The organism is Paenarthrobacter sp. 10L420, assembly GCF_056395385.1.
This window is the reverse complement of the sequence record NZ_JBFTJK010000012.1, coordinates 85165-100520: the sequence shown is the minus strand read 5'-3', so window position 1 is coordinate 100520 and position 15356 is coordinate 85165. Positions and strand designations below refer to the sequence as shown.

Annotated in this window: 20 protein-coding genes; 11 read left to right on the top strand and 9 right to left on the bottom strand. The window is 61.8% G+C overall.

Going from position 1 to position 15356, the window contains the following annotated elements; translation table 11 throughout:
* The first annotated feature begins 49 nt into the window (after positions 1–49).
* The 3 genes from AC1DD5_RS17210 to AC1DD5_RS17200 all read left to right on the top strand — a co-directional run bounded on the left by AC1DD5_RS17210 (position 50) and on the right by AC1DD5_RS17200 (position 2568).
* Positions 50–1120 carry an NAD(P)-dependent alcohol dehydrogenase gene (locus tag AC1DD5_RS17210; protein ID WP_477522224.1) on the top strand — a complete coding sequence of 357 codons (1071 nt, stop codon included), beginning with the start codon at positions 50–52 and terminating at the stop codon, positions 1118–1120.
* Between the two features lie 154 nt (positions 1121–1274).
* On the top strand, positions 1275–2180 hold the full coding sequence (locus AC1DD5_RS17205) for an SDR family oxidoreductase (RefSeq protein ID WP_477522223.1): 906 nt from the start codon (positions 1275–1277) through the stop codon (positions 2178–2180).
* 145 nt (positions 2181–2325) lie between these two features.
* The gene (locus AC1DD5_RS17200; protein WP_431117140.1) at positions 2326–2568 is read left to right on the top strand and encodes a DUF6458 family protein; all 243 of its coding nucleotides are present in this window, start codon (positions 2326–2328) and stop codon (positions 2566–2568) included.
* A gap of 108 nt (positions 2569–2676) precedes the next feature.
* Here the strand turns inward: AC1DD5_RS17200 and AC1DD5_RS17195 are convergent, their stop codons facing one another.
* Complete coding sequence (locus AC1DD5_RS17195) at positions 2677–3288, bottom strand: VOC family protein (protein WP_477522222.1); 612 nt, start codon at positions 3286–3288, stop codon at positions 2677–2679.
* Between the two features lie 58 nt (positions 3289–3346).
* On the opposite strand from AC1DD5_RS17195, the gene AC1DD5_RS17190 reads away from it, so the two are divergent.
* On the top strand, positions 3347–3631 hold the full coding sequence (locus tag AC1DD5_RS17190; protein WP_477517654.1) for a hypothetical protein: 285 nt from the start codon (positions 3347–3349) through the stop codon (positions 3629–3631).
* 1 nt (position 3632) lies between these two features.
* On the opposite strand, the gene AC1DD5_RS17185 is transcribed toward AC1DD5_RS17190, so the two are convergent.
* The 4 genes from AC1DD5_RS17185 to AC1DD5_RS17170 form a co-directional block, all read right to left on the bottom strand.
* Positions 3633–4181 (bottom strand): DUF488 domain-containing protein, encoded by a 549-nt coding sequence (locus AC1DD5_RS17185; RefSeq protein ID WP_477522221.1) that lies wholly within the window; start codon positions 4179–4181, stop codon positions 3633–3635.
* Between the two features lie 8 nt (positions 4182–4189).
* Positions 4190–4480, bottom strand: coding sequence for a hypothetical protein (locus AC1DD5_RS17180; protein WP_477522220.1), 291 nt, complete (start codon positions 4478–4480; stop codon positions 4190–4192).
* 60 nt (positions 4481–4540) lie between these two features.
* Positions 4541–5134: a histidine phosphatase family protein gene (locus AC1DD5_RS17175; RefSeq protein ID WP_477522219.1), complete on the bottom strand. Its 594-nt coding sequence runs from the start codon at positions 5132–5134 to the stop codon at positions 4541–4543.
* 96 nt (positions 5135–5230) lie between these two features.
* Positions 5231–5599, bottom strand: a complete 369-nt coding sequence (locus AC1DD5_RS17170) for a VOC family protein (RefSeq protein ID WP_477522218.1) — start codon at positions 5597–5599, stop codon at positions 5231–5233.
* Between the two features lie 59 nt (positions 5600–5658).
* Between AC1DD5_RS17170 and AC1DD5_RS17165 the strand changes: the two genes are divergently transcribed.
* Both AC1DD5_RS17165 and AC1DD5_RS17160 read left to right on the top strand, forming a co-directional pair.
* On the top strand, positions 5659–6105 hold the full coding sequence (locus AC1DD5_RS17165; RefSeq protein WP_477522217.1) for a MarR family winged helix-turn-helix transcriptional regulator: 447 nt from the start codon (positions 5659–5661) through the stop codon (positions 6103–6105).
* A gap of 235 nt (positions 6106–6340) precedes the next feature.
* Complete coding sequence (locus tag AC1DD5_RS17160) at positions 6341–7744, top strand: serine/threonine-protein kinase (protein ID WP_477522216.1); 1404 nt, start codon at positions 6341–6343, stop codon at positions 7742–7744.
* A gap of 66 nt (positions 7745–7810) precedes the next feature.
* Here the strand turns inward: AC1DD5_RS17160 and AC1DD5_RS17155 are convergent, their stop codons facing one another.
* Positions 7811–9037: a GAF domain-containing sensor histidine kinase gene (locus AC1DD5_RS17155; protein ID WP_477522215.1), complete on the bottom strand. Its 1227-nt coding sequence runs from the start codon at positions 9035–9037 to the stop codon at positions 7811–7813.
* 132 nt (positions 9038–9169) lie between these two features.
* On the opposite strand from AC1DD5_RS17155, the gene AC1DD5_RS17150 reads away from it, so the two are divergent.
* A complete protein-coding gene (locus tag AC1DD5_RS17150; protein ID WP_477522214.1) occupies positions 9170–10546 on the top strand; it encodes an MFS transporter in 1377 nt (458 codons plus the stop codon).
* Here AC1DD5_RS17150 and AC1DD5_RS17145 read toward each other — a convergent pair.
* Positions 10495–11754 (bottom strand): FAD-dependent oxidoreductase, encoded by a 1260-nt coding sequence (locus AC1DD5_RS17145; RefSeq protein WP_477522213.1) that lies wholly within the window; start codon positions 11752–11754, stop codon positions 10495–10497. The two genes, AC1DD5_RS17150 and AC1DD5_RS17145, sit on opposite strands and share 52 nt — an antisense overlap.
* Positions 11755–11861: 107 nt before the next feature.
* Here AC1DD5_RS17145 and AC1DD5_RS17140 point away from each other — a divergent pair, with 107 nt between their 5' ends.
* Together AC1DD5_RS17140 and AC1DD5_RS17135 are read left to right on the top strand one after the other, a co-directional pair.
* Positions 11862–12326, top strand: coding sequence for a MarR family transcriptional regulator (locus AC1DD5_RS17140; RefSeq protein WP_477522212.1), 465 nt, complete (start codon positions 11862–11864; stop codon positions 12324–12326).
* A gap of 149 nt (positions 12327–12475) precedes the next feature.
* Entirely contained in the window at positions 12476–12991 is a 516-nt protein-coding gene (locus AC1DD5_RS17135; protein WP_477522211.1) for a cyclophilin-like fold protein, read from the top strand.
* Between the two features lie 76 nt (positions 12992–13067).
* Here AC1DD5_RS17135 and AC1DD5_RS17130 read toward each other — a convergent pair whose 3' ends face one another.
* On the bottom strand, positions 13068–13568 hold the full coding sequence (locus AC1DD5_RS17130) for a methyltransferase family protein (protein ID WP_477522210.1): 501 nt from the start codon (positions 13566–13568) through the stop codon (positions 13068–13070).
* 56 nt (positions 13569–13624) lie between these two features.
* Positions 13625–13960, bottom strand: a complete 336-nt coding sequence (locus AC1DD5_RS17125) for a hypothetical protein (protein ID WP_477522209.1) — start codon at positions 13958–13960, stop codon at positions 13625–13627.
* 263 nt (positions 13961–14223) lie between these two features.
* Here AC1DD5_RS17125 and AC1DD5_RS17120 point away from each other — a divergent pair, with 263 nt between their 5' ends.
* Together AC1DD5_RS17120 and AC1DD5_RS17115 are read left to right on the top strand one after the other, a co-directional pair.
* Positions 14224–14427 carry a hypothetical protein gene (locus AC1DD5_RS17120; RefSeq protein WP_477517665.1) on the top strand — a complete coding sequence of 68 codons (204 nt, stop codon included), beginning with the start codon at positions 14224–14226 and terminating at the stop codon, positions 14425–14427.
* Positions 14428–14547: 120 nt separating this feature from the next.
* On the top strand, positions 14548–15351 hold the full coding sequence (locus AC1DD5_RS17115) for a DUF1206 domain-containing protein (RefSeq protein ID WP_477522208.1): 804 nt from the start codon (positions 14548–14550) through the stop codon (positions 15349–15351).
* The last annotated feature ends 5 nt before the right edge of the window (positions 15352–15356 follow it).

Below are 15356 nucleotides of genomic sequence, written 5' to 3'. Positions count from 1 at the left end.
TTATTAGTACAGCGTACGAAAAGTAGCTGAAGCCCTGAAAGGAACGGCCATGACCACTGGTCAGCAAGCCAAGGAAACGCCAGCATCCAACGCAGCGCCCACTTCGGAAGACACCATGCAGGCCGTAGTGCAGGATGCCTACGGCTCGGCCGACGTCCTTCGTTTGGCCCGGATCCCCAAGCCGGAGATAGCGGGCGATGAGGTGCTGGTGCGTGTCCATTCTGCGGGTCTGGACCGCGGGACCTGGCATATCATGACTGGGAAGCCTTACGCCCTGCGTCTGGCCTTTGGGTTCCGAGGACCCAAGAATCCGGTACCTGGGCTCGATCTCGCCGGGACGGTCGAGGCCGTGGGACCGGAGGTAACCCGCTTCGCCGTCGGCAACCACGTCTTCGGCGTGGGCAAGGGTTCCTTTGCCCAGTACGCCGTAGCCGGGGAAGACCATCTCGCCCTCAAGCCTGCCGGCATCAGCTTCGAACAAGCAGCAGTGGTTCCCGTTTCAGCCTGTACCGCCCTCCAGGCGCTTCGTGCAGGTGGGATTGCAGGTGGGCTGGAAATAGGGACACCAGCAGGGCAAACCGCGACGGGCCTCAAGGTGCTGATCATCGGTGCCTCCGGCGGAGTTGGCGGATACGCGGTGCAGTTCGCCAAAGCCGCGGGTGCTGAAGTTACCGGGGTCTGCAGTGACGGCAAGATGGACCATGTGCTGTCTCTCGGTGCCGACCACGTGATCGATTACGCCAAACAGGACTTCGCCGACGGGTCTAAGCGTTATGACGTGATCATCGATCTCGCGGGAAACCCCAGCCTGAAACGCCTTCGCCGCGCGCTCACCCACAGCGGAACGGCAGTTCTTACCGGTGGTGAGGAGGGTGGACCTCTAACTGGTGGCATGGACAGGCAGTTCCGGGCATTGGCACTGTCCCCCTTCATCAGTCAAAAGCTCACCATGATTGTGGGCACGGAGCGTTCGGAGGACCTTGAGTCCCTCGCCGAGCTCCTCCAGGCCGGAACCATCGTCCCGGCCATCGATCGAAGCTATCCCCTTCAACAGGTTCCCGAAGCCATGCGGTACTTCGACGCCGGTAAAACCCGCGGAAAGATTGCCATCACCATGTGACTTTCCCGTCAGCAACGAACGTTGTCCGTGAGCCGGTCACAACGCGCGACGGCGGTGGGTCCCCGTCGTGCGTTTGCGTGAAGTCTGGAATCAACGTGGCCCGCATGCTACGACTGTTCCGGGGAGCGAACCCGGCGAGTCCAAGGAGCAAATCATGGCTGAAGAAAAGCCTGTCCTCGTGGTCGGTGCCACCGGCTACCTTGGCAGTCAGGTGGTTGATGCACTGCTCAAACGCGGCAAGAGCGTCCGGGCGCTTGTCCGGGCAAAATCCAACGCGGGCAAGCTCGAAGCCAAGGGTGTCGAAATTGTCCGGGGCGACATGCTTGACGTTGCGTCCTTGATCCATGCGATGACAGGTGTAGCCGGCGTCATTTCGACGGCCGCCGGATATACGCGGAACGACAAGAACGCCAACGCGATCGATACCTTTGGGTACAGCAACCTGGCCGTCGCCGCCCAACAAACGGGCGTTCCCAGATTCGTTCTCATCAGCATCCTCACCTGTGACCTGACACCCCAGGTGCCGCACTTTTGGCACAAGAAACAGGCCGAGGACACGTTCGAACAGCTGGGCGTTCCTTTCGTGGCCCTTCGTCCGGGTGCGTTCTTCGACCAGACCGCTGGGAGGGGCGGCGACCCTCTGGAGAAGGGGCGCGTCATGTGGATCGGTTCGAAGGACACCCCGCTGACCTTCGTCCTCACGAGCGACCTCGCGGGTTACCTGGCGGATGCCGTGGATGCGGAGATAGCTAATGGCGAACGCATCGACATCGGCTGGACCCGGCCCGTCAGCATGTCAGAAGCGGCGGGTCTCCTGTCCAAGCATGGCGAGGCGGACGGCAAGGACATCAAGATCATGGCCGTTCCGACGCCGGTGCTCAAGGGCTTGGGCAAAGTCACCTCGCGCTTTGCCCCGCTGGTAAGCGATATGGCCAGCATGTCGGCGTGGTTCGAGACGGGCCGATACGTTGCCAACACGAGCAGGCAAGCCGAAGTTTTTGGTCCGCCGCCCACTCCCGAGGACGCCATCGCCCGGTTCGCCGCGGGCTTCGGGCACTGATCGGGGCCACTCCGAGCACGCGTGGTAGGCGAACAATGACGGGCACAATCTTTCGCGCGTCGCAAATTGAGAAGTATGCTTACGATATCGACGCAGTTCCGTGATCACCCGTTCGCGGGCCGGTCGGAAGTGAGAGGAGCACGACATGAGAATAGGTTCTTCCATAGCACTGATCGCCATTGGAGCGATTCTGGCCTTTGCGCTTGCCCCCGGACTCATCCCCTTCGTGGACCAAGTCCTGATCGGCTACATCCTCATGGCTGTAGGCGTATTGGGCCTGATTATTTCCATCATCATGGCAGGCCGCACGCGGCGTACTGACCATGTCGTGGAGCGGCGTGATGCTCCAGAGACCATCATCGACCGGCGCCCGCGTCCCGAAGTTTAGCTCTCTCTAAAGAAAGAAAAACGCACGACGGCGGGAGGTCGCCGTCGTGCGTTTCTGCGCCTGCAGTCCGGGCGCAAAATCTCCAACGCAAGGGCGCCGTCGTTCCCCTCAGGTCAGTGGTGCTTCCCAGGCGAATCCGTCAGGATCGGTGAAGGTGCCTGCATCACCGCTGATGAGGAGCCGGTGAGAGCCGGTGCCGTCAGGTGACACGCCGGCGGTCTTGGCCAGCACCCCGCGTTTGTTGAGCGTCAGCTTGATGGGACCGGTATCAAACTCCACGTACCGGCTGCCGAAACTCTTGGCCAAGGTGAGGCCTCGGTCGAGATAGAACTGTTTGCTGGCGGCCACATCCGCGACTCCCAGTTGGAGCACTATCGCATCGATCTGAAGATCGGCCGGGCCAGTGTCTTTCTTTGACGAGGATGCGACTGTCCAGATCGTGCCGTCCGGAGCTTGGACTACTCCGCCGTACCCCCACAGGGATTTGGCGGCTGGCTTGACGACAGTCGCGCCGGCGTCATGGGCGTTGCTGATAAGACTGTTTACGGTGGCCGGCTGGGAGACGACAAGCGACATCGTAAATCCGCGAAAGCCGGTGGTCGGCGCCTCGGATGAACGTACCTGAACCCTGCTGCCCATGCTGAAAACGTCAGTGTAGAAGGCCTCCGCCACCTGAATGGCGGGAGCGACCTCGATAATTACAGATTCGATGGCTGCCATGCCAGTCATCCTAGTGAAGAACCAGTGGTCACGGCTGAACACCACGTAGGCTGCTGACATGGAGAAGTCATTCGACGTAGAACTCGTAAATCAGGATGAGTACTTGGTGCGCTGGGCATCCGAAGGGCAGACCGGGGAATCCGTCTTCCGGATCACCCCTGAATTCCTGGCCGAGGCCGGGCTGGACGGCCAGGACGGGCAGTTCATTACTGAAGAGACGGCCAACTTTCTGGCCGAGCACCAACCCGTGATCGACTTCCCCCAGACCATGGACCTGGAAGAGATTGCCGCAGCTTACCCCGACTTCGCACAACAACTGCGGAGCCGGCTCGAGGCACGCTGACCTAACCCACTGACTCGTCCACGGGTAGGTCGTACTGCAGATGCCCGCGGTGCACCCTCACTCCGGCCGTAGGGACGTGGGGGACCAGCTTGGCTCCTGGCATGAGATGACTGACGGGCAGTGAGCCCAGCAGAACGCAATGATCTGCGATGAGGCGGCGATGGCAGCGCCACCAGAGCGTTTCGCTGCACATGATGGCGGTCTTTTGGTCAGCCGCATCCGCCAAAAGCTGACTCAGGGCTGCGGTGAACTCAGCTGTGCGCATGTACGCCGCGTAGGCCCTGAAGGAGTCGTTGCGCAGGGACGTGTCTGGGGAGCCGGGTGGAAGCTTCCGGAACCCACCCAGTCGCTGTTCCCAGCGATAAGCGATTCCGGCGGCCGGTAGCCACTGCTCCATGTGGGTTCTTCCGAAGTGAGGGTATTTCCGGCTTCCCGGGCCAATCCGAACGTCCACTAACGACGCCACGCCAGCCGCCTGCAAAAGGTCCTCAAAGTCGGCCTGTGGTGTGGCGCCATGCCCAACGGTCAGCAGTTTCTGCTCGTTCGGCATCGGCTTGCTCAGCATTGGAACTGGACGTCAAACTCTTCCGGCTTCCGTCCGCTCGAGGCCGTTGCGGCGTCGAGCACGGCCTGGGCCGCCCTTTCCAGCCGGGAAACGTGAAGCACCAGCCCGGGGATTTGCACCACGCGAAGTTCAAACCAGCCGTCCGTGGCCAGCGTTACTCTTGCGGTCAGGGTGATTGCGTTGGCCCGGCAGGCTTCGGTCGTCACTAGTCGGGAGCCAACAAGTGTGAGAGCCAAGCTGACCTCCAGGGCAGCGGAGCGAAAGGCGCCAGCTGCTTGACTCACTTGAGCATACAGAAACTGGCATGTGGAATGTCAATAACATTCGCGGAGTTTCCGGTTGTGTCAGCTGTCCACGTCGGCCGTGAGAAGCTCACCGTTGAAGTACTCCAGCTTCCAGCCATCGGAGGCGTGGTGATGCGCGAGGTTCAGTACGGCATTGTGGACGCTGTCCAGCGTGCGTCCAATCGCGCGACTCAGTGACAGTCGGATCAACGTACCGTGGGTTACCACCAGGACGCGCTGTCCCGAAAATTCCTGTGCCAACTGTTCCAGGGCATTCATGCCGCGGCTGGCTGCGTCATCATCGCTCTCGCCCCCGCGGAAACCGCCTGGGATGCGAAGTGCCTCGAGTTCCGGCCCGGCTTGCAGCCCTTCTGCCGGTCCGAAGCTTCGCTCAATAAGCTCCGGAACCCGCCGGGCGACCCGAAGGCCCAGGCCTTCTGCAATCAGGTCGGCGGTTTCTGCCGCACGGCTCAAAGGTGAGGAAACGATTGCGTCCCATTGGTAATTGGCCAAAGTGTCAACGGCGTCACGCGCCTGTTGGCGTCCGACGTCGTTCAGAGGAATGTCAGTGGCCCCCTGCAGCCGACGCTCCGCGTTCCAGTTGGTCTGGCCATGGCGGACGAGGGCGAAGGTAGTAAGGGTCATGCCTTCCATTGTGCCTTCCGGCCGTCCAGGCCGCAGTTCCGTGCGTCACGTAAGGAAAACGTCCGACGGCGGGAGGTCGCCGTCGGACGCTTGTTGCCGTTGGTGTCAGGCGGCGTCGTGGATAGTGATCCGGTAGCCGTCCGGATCTGCAAAGGTGAAGGTGCGCCCGAATGGCCCATCGATGGGTGCTGCCGTGATCTGCGTGCCATGGGCGGAGAGCGCGTCGTGGAGTTCCTGGGCGTCCGTTGCCCGCAGCCACAGGGCAATTCCTTCGCCGGGTTGCGGGAGTGAATCGAGCTCGGTTTCCGGCAGTGGCTCCCGCACCGCAAAGGCGACCGGCTTGGTATCGAAAACAACTGCATGTGGCGGGCCGGCCACCGAGCGCTTCAGGCCGAGTTGCTGCTCGTAGAACAGCGCCGAACGTTCGAGATCGCGGACCTGCAGCGAAATGAAATCTGGACCGATAGTAGCCATGCTTGCTCTCCTCGTAATGTCAGTATGTTGACATCAACAAGCTATGTCAGAATATTGACATGAGTCAAGACGGCAGTGGCGTGGACCTGGACGCCTCCCTGGGCTATCTCCTGAAGCAAGTGCACACTGCTTTGCGGAGCGCAATGGACGCTGCCCTCCGGCCCCTCGGGATAACAGTGGCCCAGTACGCATGCCTTGAACTCCTGGCGCAACGGCCCGGCCTCTCCAATTCCGAACTTGCCCGCGGCACCTTCGTATCGCGGCAGTCAATGAACGTGCTTCTGCAGGCCCTGGAGCGGGACGGGCTGGTTTCCCGGCCGGAGCAGCCTGTTGCCGGACGGACGCTCCCCGTGAAGCTAACTCCACTCGGCAGTAAGCGGTTGAAGGCAGCCAGCGAGGCCGCCAACGCAGTGGAACGCCGATTCCGGCGGGGGCTGACGGCGGACGAGCAGCAGCATTTGCGGGCCCTGCTCGGCTCCCGGTTGACGGAACTCGCAGGAGGCTAAGCGCCGTCACCCTGGATGGCCCGTTTCCCTTCCGAGCCAATACTAAGTATCCTGATGACTTATCTCGTGAAACCGGATGATGCTGTTTGACGCAGGACTGCTCAAGCCGTAGCGGTTACGCCGAACAGGGCGGCCGCGCGGCTCTCGTGAAAGTTTGATCGGCGGCGTTGCCTGGTAGCAGCGGACACTGTTAGGGTCCGACGCAGACAGGTGGGCCTGAAGGGCGTGACAATTCGTGGGCAACAATGACGAGGCCGTGGAGTTCCACGTGACCGATGCCGGTGCGGCTACCATCGATGGCCGCTACCAACTGGGACCTGTTTTGGGCCGTGGAGCTATGTCCACGGTGTACCGGGCCACGGACTTGCTCCTTGGCCGGGATGTAGCAATCAAAATCTTTCTGCCCGGTTCTGGCGACGACTCGTTCAGGGCCCGCCAGGAAACCGAGATGCGGCTGCTCGCTGCCTTTGACCATCCAGGTCTGGTGGCCGCCTTCGACGCTGGCGTGGATACCCGCAATGACGAAGAACGCGCCTACCTTGTCATGGAACTCGCAGAGGGTCGTGACCTGAAGGCCGTTCTGTCCGACGGGCCCCTGACGCATCCCGAAACAACCCGTATCGGCGTGCAACTGGCGGGCGCCCTTGCCCAGGTGCATGCCCAGGGCGTCATTCACCGCGACATCAAGCCCGCGAACATCCTGGTTTCCGAGGGCTCCGATGGCGCCGGATCTGCGAAACTGGCGGATTTCGGTGTCGCCCTGGTCATGGACGACAACCGTCTCACCGCCACGGGGTTCACTGTCGGCACCGCCCAGTACCTCAGCCCGGAGCAGGCACAAGGCCTGCACCTGACGCCCGCCAGCGACATCTACTCGCTGGGCCTGGTGCTCCTGGAGTGCCTCACCGGCAAGCCCGAATATCCAGGAACTCCGGTAGAGACGGCCTCGGCACGCCTTCACCGGGCACCCGGGATCCCGGAAGACCTCCCCAATGGGCTTCGCGGAGTCCTCCAGGCAATGACGGACATGGATCCGGAACGACGCCCGACGGCCTCGGAGGTCGAGGAAGTCCTGGCGGGCCGACGTCGGAAGCTGCCGCCTATGGCAACGGCAATCTTGCCATCGGTGCCAGCAGTCCCGTCACTGGCATCGGTGCCGGCTGTGCCGTCGCGGCCGCCGCATGTCCCGGTTTCGAGTCGCGGTCCGGCAGCTGCGGCACCGGGAGGGCGTGCTTCCGCTACTGGTTCAAAGACTCTCGGAAAGAGGCCGAAGATCCTCGCCGGGCTGGTTGCGGCGGCCCTCGCCGTTCCTGTCGGGCTCGCGTTGGTCACTAACGGCGTCTTTTCGGCAGATACTTCAGCCGAACCCACCCGACAGGTGGATCCTGGCGTCTCCGTCATTGAGTCCCAGCCGAGTGGGCCGGCTCCGGCTCCCGTGGAGACTGCACCGCCAGCGGTTGCACCTGCCGTCGAAGTCGTGGATGTTCCAGATCAGCCAGCGGTTCCGGTGCCAGCCGTTCAAGCAACCCAGCCTGCCCAGGATGCTGGAAACACTGCGCCACAAGACATCGCCGATACCAAGAGCGGCGGAAAGAGCGACGCCAGGTCCGAAAAGGGCAAGGGGAACGGTCGGGGGTAACGCCTTTGGTGGGAAACGCGCGACGGCGGCAGGTCGCCGTCGCGCGTTTTCTTGCCTGGCGTGCCGCTATGGTTCGGACGGGAAGCTCACCGCTACCGTGGTTCCGCCGCCGGCTGTCTCGGAGAGTGCGAGTTCGCCGCCGTGGGCCTTGGCGATGCTGCTGCAGGTGGCGAGTCCCAGGCCGGTGCCAGGTCCGTCACCTTCGCGGCGCAGGCGCACCAATGGTTCCAGGACCTTGGCCCGGTCTGCCGCGTGGATGCCCTTTCCGTTGTCGGCCACGAAGATGGTGGCGCCATGATAATTGGAGAGGCCGCTGATCCGGACGTGCAGATCCCTATCGGGGCTGCGATAATTCATGGCGTTGGACAGCAGATTCTGTAGCAATGTGCGCAGTTGGTTCTTGTCTGCCTGGAGATTCAGGTCCCGCACTTCAAGGATGTCGTCCTCGATGCCCAGGTCCCGGGCCACCTCGCCTGCTGCCTCTTTAAGTGAGACCTGTTGCGGCTGGATGCCGCCGCCCACCCTCGAATAACTCAGGACGTCTTCCAGCATCCCCAGCATCCGGCGGCCACTCGCCCCGATCCGGCTCAGGTATTTAGCTGCCACGCTGTCTGCTTGGACGTCGGGATCATCCTCCACCAGCTCCACGTAACCCAGGATGGTGGTGAGCGGAATGCGAAGATCATGGCTCACACGGCCCGCGAACCCAGCCAACTTGGCATTGCTCTCCCGCAGCTCGGCATAGGTGCGATCCAGCTGGATGGTGCGGTGCTGCAGCTCCAACAGTTCCACCACCTGCTTGGCGAGGACCTCCAACATGCTGACTTGCTCGGGTCGTATCTCCATGGCCTTATCGGAAAAGACGCACAAGGTACCGGGAACGAATCCTGATTCTGTTTGCAGTGGAACCGAAGCGTAGAACCGAACCCTGCCCAATTCACCGGTGACGAATGGGTTGTCGGCGGATCGTGGATCCAGCGAAGCGTCGGGGATAACGGTGATCTCGCGGGAGAGAAACACCTTGGCACACATGGAATCTTCTCGTGAGCACATGCCCGGTTCCACGCCCCACGCACCAATTTGGTATTGGTACTCGGCGCTGATGATGTTGACTACCCCGAAAGGGGCGCCGCAAAGCTCAGTGGCAAGGCGCACGAGGTTCTGCAGCGCGCTCATTATGGCGGCGTTGGGAAGCAGGGTGGAATCCTCGCCGGGGTCCAGGCCGTACTCCCGCAACTCCAGATCCCGGCCAAGGTCGCCGGTGAAGGCCAGTTGGCCTTTTGCACCTTTCATCAAGAATTTCCCCCAGGCTTCTTTAGGATTCCTTGCCGATCCTACCGGGAGGTTAGTGCCGTTGGATTGTCACACGGTTTGGGTTGGCGCCGGCCCTTATCTGCGGCAATTGGTGTAAGTACACTGGAACGCATGACCGAGCAGGAACCGGCTGGGGTTACTGAAGTTATCGACCTCTCCCTGCGCACTCCGGCCCAGCGATCCCGTACTTTCATGGGGATCCTGGTGAACACCGCCCTGGCAAATATCACCACAAGCTATCTCTGGTTCGCCCTGACGTTCTGGGTTTACCTGGAAACGCGCAATGTGATTGCCACGGGGGTAGTCGGAGGAGCCTACATGCTGCTGATTGCGCTCTCCAGCATCAGCTTCGGGACGTTCGTGGACAGGTATCGCAAGCTTGCCGTAATGCGCTTTGCCGCTGGGTTCACCCTGGTGATGTTCGTGCTGTCAGGAGTGTTGTTTCTCCTCATCCCCACGAGTCTTCTGCTGGACCTGACACAGCCGTGGTTCTGGGTCTTCACTCTGATCACCCTCGTGGGTGCCGTCGTGGAAAACCTTCGCAACATTGCCCTCTCCACCACCGTCACCATCCTTATCGAGCCTGATCGCCGGGCCAATGCCAATGGCATGGTGGGGATGGTGCAGGGGCTCATGTTCATTGTTACTTCGGTCCTGTCCGGATTGTCAGTGGGCCTGCTGGGCATGGGCTGGACCATTGTGGCTTCACTGGTTTTCACCGCGTTGGCGTTCGCACACCTACTCACTTTGCGAATGCCCGAAGAGGTGCAAGTGGCAGCCACTGACGCAAAGGGCGGTTTCGACTTCCGTGGCTCGCTTGCCGCTGTGCTGGCTATCTCCGGGCTGTTTGCATTGATCATATTTTCCACGTTCAACAACTTCGTGGGCGGTGTGTACATGGCTTTGATGGATCCGTACGGATTGGAAATGTTCTCCGTTGAGATGTGGGGAACGTTCTTCGCCGTAGGCTCCACCGGATTCCTTGTGGGCGGTGCGCTGGTGGGAAAGTTTGGGCTGGGCTCCAATCCCTTGCGGACCATGCTCATCGTTGTGGCCGCCATGGGGTTCCTTGGTGCAGTGTTCACCCTGCGTGAATGGGCGTGGCTATATGTGGCTGGCATCTGGCTGTATCTGGCTTTGGTTCCCATCGTGGAAGCCGCCGAGCAGACGGTCATCCAACAGGTGGTTCCCCTCAACCGGCAGGGCAGGGTATTCGGATTCGCCATGGCCTTCGAGTCCGCCGCAGCGCCGATCACAGCGTTCCTCATCGCCCCGCTCGCCCAGTTCTGGATCATCCCGTACGCCCGCTCCGCAGAGGGCGCCGCGCAACTGGAACCGCTGCTGGGTCAAGGTACGTCGCGCGGGATCGCCCTCGTGTTCCTGATCTCCGGCATCATTCTCATTCTCGCGGCACTGATCGCGTTCCTGACGCCTGTTTACCGCAGGGTCTCGGCGTCGTACGTGGAGACGGCATCCCAGTCGATGTGATGGCCGTAGAGCCAATCGAAGTTGTCGGCCGCCTTCCGCGCCAGTCCCCGGAAAATAGCGCGCATAGCCAGGTCCTGAAACACCCGGGTGAACTGATTCCTGACCTTGGGCTCTGAATTCCGACGGCCCCATGCCACCACCGTCTCTGCACGCGGCCGGCGCTCCGCTTCGTACGCCGCAAACCTGGCAGGGAGGCTTCCCCGTCCTGTGTCGTCCCTCGTGGCTCCCCGGAGGGCCCGACCCAGCGTAACGGCGTCCTCGATTGCCATGGACGCGCCCTGCCCCGAGGACGGGGAGGCGGCGTGAGCGGCATCGCCGACCAAGACCATCCTGCCGCGGTGCCAGCGGGGAACGCTGGGGAAATCGAAAGTTGAATAGGGCTTGATGATGTCTTCCGTGGCGCGAATGAGGGCCGCCATCGGTGTCCGATCTCCGGCCACCAGCCCGGTCAGCCAATCCCTGAGTTCCTCCGGGCCCAGCAATGAGGGATCGGAGCTGGAGTGCTGCAGAGGATTTGCGAACCACCAGATCCGGCCGTCCGGGCTGGGCATGAAGCAGTAGAAGCAGCGCTTGCCGAACATCATCTTCATGCGCCCCGGAGGCACGCCCAGATCCACATCCTTGAGCGCCAAGACGGCAGTGTTGGCAGGAATGATGCCGCCAGTGTTGAGCAGCGGGATGGTGCGGGGTGCGGGCGAGGCGGGGTCGATCAGCGGCCGCACCGCCGAGCGCAGCCCGTCAGCCCCCACCAGCAGGTCGCCGCGCGCGGAGGTGCCGTCGTCGAAAACGGCCGTGACGCCGTCGGGCAGTTCCTCCACCGCTGTCAGCCGTCTGCCGTGCTCGATCCGGATCCCGCGGCGGACTGCCTCCTCGTGCAAGAGGGCGTATAGCTCCGATCGGGTCATGGTCCGGGCCGTGGTGCCATCCGGGAGGGTGCCGCCGAAATCGAAATCGATCAGGTGGCGACCCGTGCTGCCCAGGTACATGGACATGAGCGGGGTGCTGAAGCCCAGTTGCGAAGCTTCCTCCTTGAGGCCCAGAGTGTCCAGGGCGTCGAAACCGTTGACGGCGAGGGTAAGGAAGGCGCCGACACCCTCAGAATGCCCCTTGTGCGCTTCAAAGACGGTGGCGGAGTGGCCGGCTTTCTGGAGTGAGAGGGCCGTGGAAAGGCCGGCTACGCCGGATCCGATGACGAGGCAATTCAGCATGGGAGCTCCTTAGGGAATTTATTTCGTTCGGTTAAAAGAAATATAATCCTGAGTAGTGGGCAGGTCAATCGTTTCGGTCAAGCGAAAGATTTTGCTAGCCTCGGAGGATGACGAATCAGGGGCAACGCGAAGCTCTGCTGGAAGCTGTTTATGCCTCGGGCAGGGAGCTGTCCACGGCCGCCATCATGTTCCACACCGCACTGTCTGAACTGCGGGGCCTGTCAGCGACTGAGGGCAAGGCGATCGATATCCTGCTGCGCCACGGCCCAATGACGGCGGGTGAATTCGGTGAGCACTCCGGGCTGGCCCCAGCATCGGTCACCGGACTTATGCAGCGACTCGAAAGCAAAGGCGTGGCCCGGCGAGTCAAGCACGGCGAGGACAAGCGGAAGGTCCTGATCGAGCTCGTCGGTGACCAGGTTGCCGCCGCTGCACCCTACTTCACCGATTTCATGGCCGGGATGGCCGCGCTGCTGGAAGGCTACAGCGACGACGAACTCCGGATCATCGCCGACTACTCAAGCAAGGCTGCCCGCGTCCAGCAGGAGGCGGCCGTTCGGCTGAGCCAGTGAGTTGGCTGGGGGGACTTCCCCACCATGACCGTCGCCTTCTCAGAGGGTCCCTTTCAGTACCTGTAACAGCAGGGGCTCCCGCTCGCCGTCGTCAGCTGTTTTGCTGGAATGAATCGAACTTTGCCGCCGAGGAGACATTCTGCATGCGAATGAGGACGCAAACTCTGGTCGTGATCACGGCGCTGACCCTCGCCCTTACCGGGTGCACGACGGCTTCGGGCGGACCAGCCACGACAAACATAGCGACGACGCCGCAGGAAACTGCCCGCACGGAGGAAACCCAAACGATGACAGCCAAAGAGACCCCCGAAGACACTCCAATCAGCATCCAGATCGACGGACGGACCGTGAACGGAAGTCTGTCAGGGAACGCGACCGCCCGCTCACTGATTGACCAGTTTCCCCTGACGCTGTCCTTCACTGACTTTGGCGGGCAGGAGAAGCATGCTGAACTACCGGCGCCCTTGTCCCTCGACGGCGTTCCGGCCGGCGATGACGCTGATCCGCTGACGATCGGGTACTACGCGCCGGGCCAGACCCTGGTCCTTTACTACGAACCTGTGGGGCATTTCACCGGAATCGTACGGATTGGAAACTTCGAGGACCTTGCGGCAATCCGTGATCGCAACGGACGTTTCGAAGCCACCCTGAGCCTGAGGGAGTGAACGCCAGCCGCCTAAGGGACTGGCTCATGGCATCCGTGGAGGGGCGAAGCATAGAAGCCCGTTGCCCGTCCCACCGTTATCCGCGCCAAGGCGTCAGCCGCGGCCACCATCCCGGAACGTTGCGCCGGTACTCGAGGTACTGCTCGCCGTACGTGTCAGTGAGGGTGGGTTCCTCGTAAGCCTTCACAAATGTGACGACGGCGATGAGGACTATCGCAGCATAGACGAGGAGCCACCAACTGCCGAAGAGCAGGGCTTGTCCGAGGATAATTGAGAGCACCGCCAGGTACATGGGATTGCGCACGAATCGGTAAACCCCGGTCACCACCAGCGTCTGGGTCGGCGCAACCGGTGCGGGTGTGCCCCGGTGAAGGGCGAACAGCGCGAAGGCGTGGAGCAGGAAAGCCACACCTAGGGTGATCGCGATCCAGACGACGGGCACCACCAGCCACGCCAAGCCGTCCCAATCGTAGGGCCGCCATCCGGAGATGAGCCACGGGATGAGACCTGCCACGATGCCGGGCGCGAGGAAAAGGAAGACGATGGTCCCAATCCAGGCGCGCGTTGACTGACTCATGGCAGTCAGGTTAGTCCTCGGCTTGAGGGCCGGCGCAAGTTACGCCCCACCGCAAGTCACGCAGCCAGCCAAGCCCCCGCCATTTTCGATCCTGCCAGGGCCGGCAGGGCGGGCAGGGACACCAGATCCAGATCAGCTGGGCGGGGATCAACACGAACCGGCAACTCGTGGAGCATCGCGTAGCCCTGGAGTTGTTCAAGTGCATCCGGCTCAATCATGGCCCCGGTAAGGTCCATCTCGACATCCCTGCCGTCGGCCAGGCTGTTGGTGCGTTGGACGATTGGATACAGAGCGTGGAGATTGGAGGTGGTCACGTGACCGGTTGCTGCGATCTGGATCTGTGCTCCGTCAAGGTCGACTCGAACAACTACAGAGAGCTTCTCGCTGGTCAATATGCTGCCTTTCATCCGTTCGCTGCCACGCTGCAGCCACCCCAGCGTAGGCAGCAAATGTGATCTGCGCAACATCACGACGTGACCTTCCTCCCGAGCAGGCAGCAACTCCAGGTCATTTTCGCCTTCTGAACGTGCTTTCCCTGCGCCGTGGAATCTTGACTGAATCTTGAGATGACCCGGCGTCCTTCTTGAGGGCCCCGTCCCATGGTTGAACTATCAGCCAATGGAGTTGATGGGAACTTTCAGGAAGGACCACCGAAATGCCTGACCAGATCGCAGCCACGTCCCTGAATACCGGAGCTGCCCACGTGACGTCCGACCCCTTCCCGCACACAGCAGAGGCTGGCGGCCATGGCGGCGAAGTCCCCGGCCAGGCCCGTGCGGTCACGTCCGTCCGCGAGCACTTCAACCCTCTGGGTATGGGGCTTCGGAGCATCTGGCCGCAGTCGGTGTGTGGTTTCTAGGAGCATTTGAACTTTGACGGGTGGGCACCAAAGGTGCCCGCCCGTTGGTCTTGTACTCGTTCGAGTGGCACCATGGTGACAAGTCACAAAATAATAAGGAGGCTTGTCATCAAAGAGGAGATGAAGAAGGCCGCTGATGCGGCCGAGGAAGCCTCAAACTCACGTGGCCTGGAGATTGTTGCCAGGGCTGGCTATGCCGTCAGTGGACTCCTGCACTTACTCATCGGAGTTATTGCGTTTCAGCTCGCCTTTGGGCGTGGCGGAGAAGCCGACGTCAGTGGCGCCGTTGCCCAACTGGCCGCGCAACCGGTGGGTCCCATCCTGCTCTGGGCGTGCTTCGGCGCCTGCGCTGCCTTGGCCTTGTGGCAATTGGGCAACGCAACCCTCGGCTACCGCAGGAAGACAGACAACAAGCCTTCCAAGCGGCTTTCCGCAGTTGGCCAGGCGATAGTCTTTGCGGGGCTGGCGGCCACTATCCTCTCTTTCACCATGGGCAAGGGAAAAAACAGTCGGGAGTCGGCCAGCGATGTGACTGTGACCCTCATGAAAGCGCCATTCGGCATAGTCCTGCTTGTCGCAATTGGCGCCGGGATCATGATCACCGGCGTCGTGTTCGCGGTGCGCGGCTTCATGAGGACTTTCGAGAAGGACCTGGCGCTGTCCTACAAGGAGCCGGCCCGAAAGTTCCAGTCGGGTGTTGGCATTGTGGGCTACGTCGCCAAAGGCATAGCCCTGTTGCTCGTTGGCCTACTGGTGGTCATTGCCGCAGTGCGCGTTCAGCCCGAGCAATCCACAGGACTTGATGGAAGCCTGCGGGCGTTAAGGGAGCAACCGTATGGCCCGTACCTCTTGGCAGCGGTTGCCGTTGGCCTGATCGCCTACGGGCTGTTCCTCATGGTGAAGGCCAAAACGCTCCGGACCTAGCCCTC